This is a genomic window from Marinilabilia rubra (assembly GCF_003121985.1).
GTDB lineage: Bacteria > Bacteroidota > Bacteroidia > Bacteroidales > Marinilabiliaceae > Marinilabilia > Marinilabilia rubra.
The window spans coordinates 1-3,225 of sequence record NZ_QEWP01000042.1; the positions used below are offsets into that span (position 1 = coordinate 1).

At 49.3% G+C, this 3,225-nt stretch carries 2 rRNA genes; both read right to left on the minus strand.

The features are described from left to right. Positions 1–47: 47 nt before the first annotated feature. A 5S ribosomal RNA gene (gene rrf / locus DDZ16_RS20455) occupies positions 48–158 on the minus strand. A gap of 130 nt (positions 159–288) precedes the next feature. Further along, positions 289–3,115: ribosomal RNA gene (locus DDZ16_RS20460) — 23S ribosomal RNA — on the minus strand. Positions 3,116–3,225 lie beyond the last annotated feature (110 nt).

The window sequence follows — 3,225 nt, forward strand, 5'->3', positions numbered from 1 at the left end:
AAAAAAATCCCGGTCTGAAATTAATCAGACCGGGATTTCTACTTAAAGATCGGCGGCGACCTACTCTCCCACTTTTACGTAGTACCATCGGCGCTAACAGGCTTAACTTCTCTGTTCGGAATGGGAAGAGGTGGGACCCTGTTGCTAAAACCACCTAAATGAGGGCCTCCCCTAACCCCTCCCAAGGAGGGGGATTTGAAGGCAATATCTTTGACATATTGGAAAAGATCCAAAAAGCTTTTGGAGTACACTTTTGTAGTAATGCTTCAGTGTGGAAGTAATCTTCCCCAACTTAAAAGTTTTGGGTAATTAGTACTGCTCGGCTACATACGTCACCGTATTTACACCTGCAGCCTATCAACGTCGTAATCTGCAACGCCCCTTATATGGAGATCTTATCTTGAGACAGGCTTCGTGCTTAGATGCTTTCAGCACTTATCCCTTCCAGACTTAGCTACTCAGCGATGCTCCTGGCGGAACAACTGATGCACCAGTGGTCTGTCCATCGCGGTCCTCTCGTACTAACGACAGGGTCTCTCAAATCTCCTACGCCCACAACAGATAGGGACCGAACTGTCTCACGACGTTCTGAACCCAGCTCGCGTGCCACTTTAATGGGCGAACAGCCCAACCCTTGGGACCTTCTCCAGCCCCAGGATGTGACGAGCCGACATCGAGGTGCCAAACCGCCGCGTCGATATGAGCTCTTGGCGGCGATCAGCCTGTTATCCCCGGAGTACCTTTTATCCTTTGAGCGATGGCCCTTCCATTCGGAACCACCGGATCACTATGCCCTGCTTTCGCACCTGATCGACTTGTAGGTCTCACAGTCAAGCTCCCTTGTACCATTATACTCTGCAGACGGTTACCAATCGTCTTGAGGGAACCTTTGGAAGCCTCCGTTACTCTTTTGGAGGCGACCACCCCAGTCAAACTACCCACCAAACAATGTCTCTCACACTGTGAGATTAGATTCCAAGCAAGCAAAGGGTCGTATTTCAAGGGCGACTCCACGATACCTGGCGATACCGCTTCATTGTCTCCGACCTATCCTACACATCACTTACCCAAAATCAATGTTAAGTTGCAGTAAAGGTTCACGGGGTCTTTCCGTCCCGTTGCGGGTAACCGGCATCTTCACCGGTACTACAATTTCACCGAGCTCGCGGCTGAGACAGTGCCCAGATCGTTGCACCATTCGTGCAGGTCGGAACTTACCCGACAAGGAATTTCGCTACCTTAGGACCGTTATAGTTACGGCCGCCGTTTACCGGGGCTTCAATTCAATGCTTCGCCGAAACTAACATCTCCTCTTAACCTTCCGGCACCGGGCAGGTGTCAGGCCTTATACATCATCTTACGATTTAGCAAAGCCATGTGTTTTTGGTAAACAGTCGCCTGGGCCATTTCTCTGCGCCCCACGCACACCCGAAAGTGTGAACGGGGGTCCTTTCTCCCGAAGTTACAGGACTAATTTGCCTAGTTCCTTGGCCGCGGATCACTCGAGCGCCTTAGTATACTCAACCCAACTACGTGTGTCCGTTTACGGTACGGGCAGCTATACTCGCTTTTCTTGGAAGTCGATGCTTATCTTCGCTTCGGCCGTAGCCTAGGCTCAGGGTGCTATTCCGTCAGCACTCAGATACCTCTCAACCCCGTCACTTTTAGTGTATAGCTGGTGCAGGAATGTTGACCTGCTTGCCATCGGCTTCCCCTTTCGGGTTATCCTTAGGACCCGACTGACCCTGATCCGATTAGCGTTGATCAGGAAACCTTAGTCTTTCGGCGTGGAGGTCTCTCACCTCCATTATCGTTACTTATGCCTACATTTGCTTTTCCAATTCCTCCACAATACCTCACAGTACTGCTTCGGCGGACTTGGAATGCTCCCCTACCAGTGATAATAAATTATCAATCCACGTCTTCGGTAGCATGCTTGATGCCCGATTATTATCCATGCACGGTCGCTCGACTAGTGAGCTGTTACGCACTCTTTAAATGAATGGCTGCTTCCAAGCCAACATCCTAGCTGTCTGTGCAACCATACCGCGTTTTCTTCAACTTAGCATACATTTGGGGACCTTAGACGGTGGTCTGGGTTCTTTCCCTCTCGGACACGGACCTTAGCACCCATGCCCTCACTCCTATGAATCATTTAGCACCATTCGGAGTTTGTCAGGAGTTGATAGGCGATGAAACCCTCGCGTCCTATCAGTAGCTCTACCTGTGCTAAACTTTCATAAGGCTGCACCTAAATGCATTTCGGGGAGTACGAGCTATTTCCAGGTTTGATTGGCCTTTCACCCCTACCCACAGTTCATCCAAAAACTTTTCAACGTTTACTGGTTCGGTCCTCCATCCCGTGTTACCGGGACTTCAACCTGACCATGGGTAGATCACCTGGTTTCGCGTCTATCCATACCGACTATAGCGCCCTGTTCAGACTCGCTTTCGCTTCGGTTGCATCCCTTTAAGGACTTAACCTTGCCGGTAAGGTATAACTCGTAGGCTCATTATGCAAAAGGCACGCCGTTACCCCACGAAAGGGCTTCGACTGCTTGTAGGCGCACGGTTTCAGGTACTTTTTCACTCCCCTGCCAGGGGTGCTTTTCACCTTTCCCTCACGGTACTTGTTCACTATCGGTCTCTCAGGAGTATTTAGCCTTACCGGATGGTCCCGGCTGATTCAGACAGGATTTCTCGTGTCCCGTCCTACTCAGGATACTGATAAGATTGTTAATCTTTACGTGTACGGGATTGTCACCCTCTTTGATGCAACTTTCCAGATGCTTCCACTTCAAATTAATAACCTACAGCTCAGTCCTACAACCCCATCTTTGCCGAAACAATGATGGTTTAGGCTTTTCCCCGTTCGCTCGCCGCTACTTGGGGAATCACTTTTGTTTTCTCTTCCTCCGGGTACTTAGATGTTTCAGTTCCCCGGGTTTGCTTCCTCGAAAGGATACTATGCCTTCAGCATAGTGGGTTGCCCCATTCGGATATTCACGGATCATTAGTTATTTGCACTTCCCCGTGACTTTTCGCAGCTTATCACGTCCTTCTTCGCCTCTGAGAGCCTAGGCATCCGCCATGCGCCCTTTTCTACTTTCTTAGTTGGTGTTTTTACCATTGCTGGTAAAAACGTACACTAAAGCACTACTATTTTTTTAGTGTGCTCGTTTTGCTTTTTGAGTCTTATGTTTTCCAATATGTCAATGAACTTTT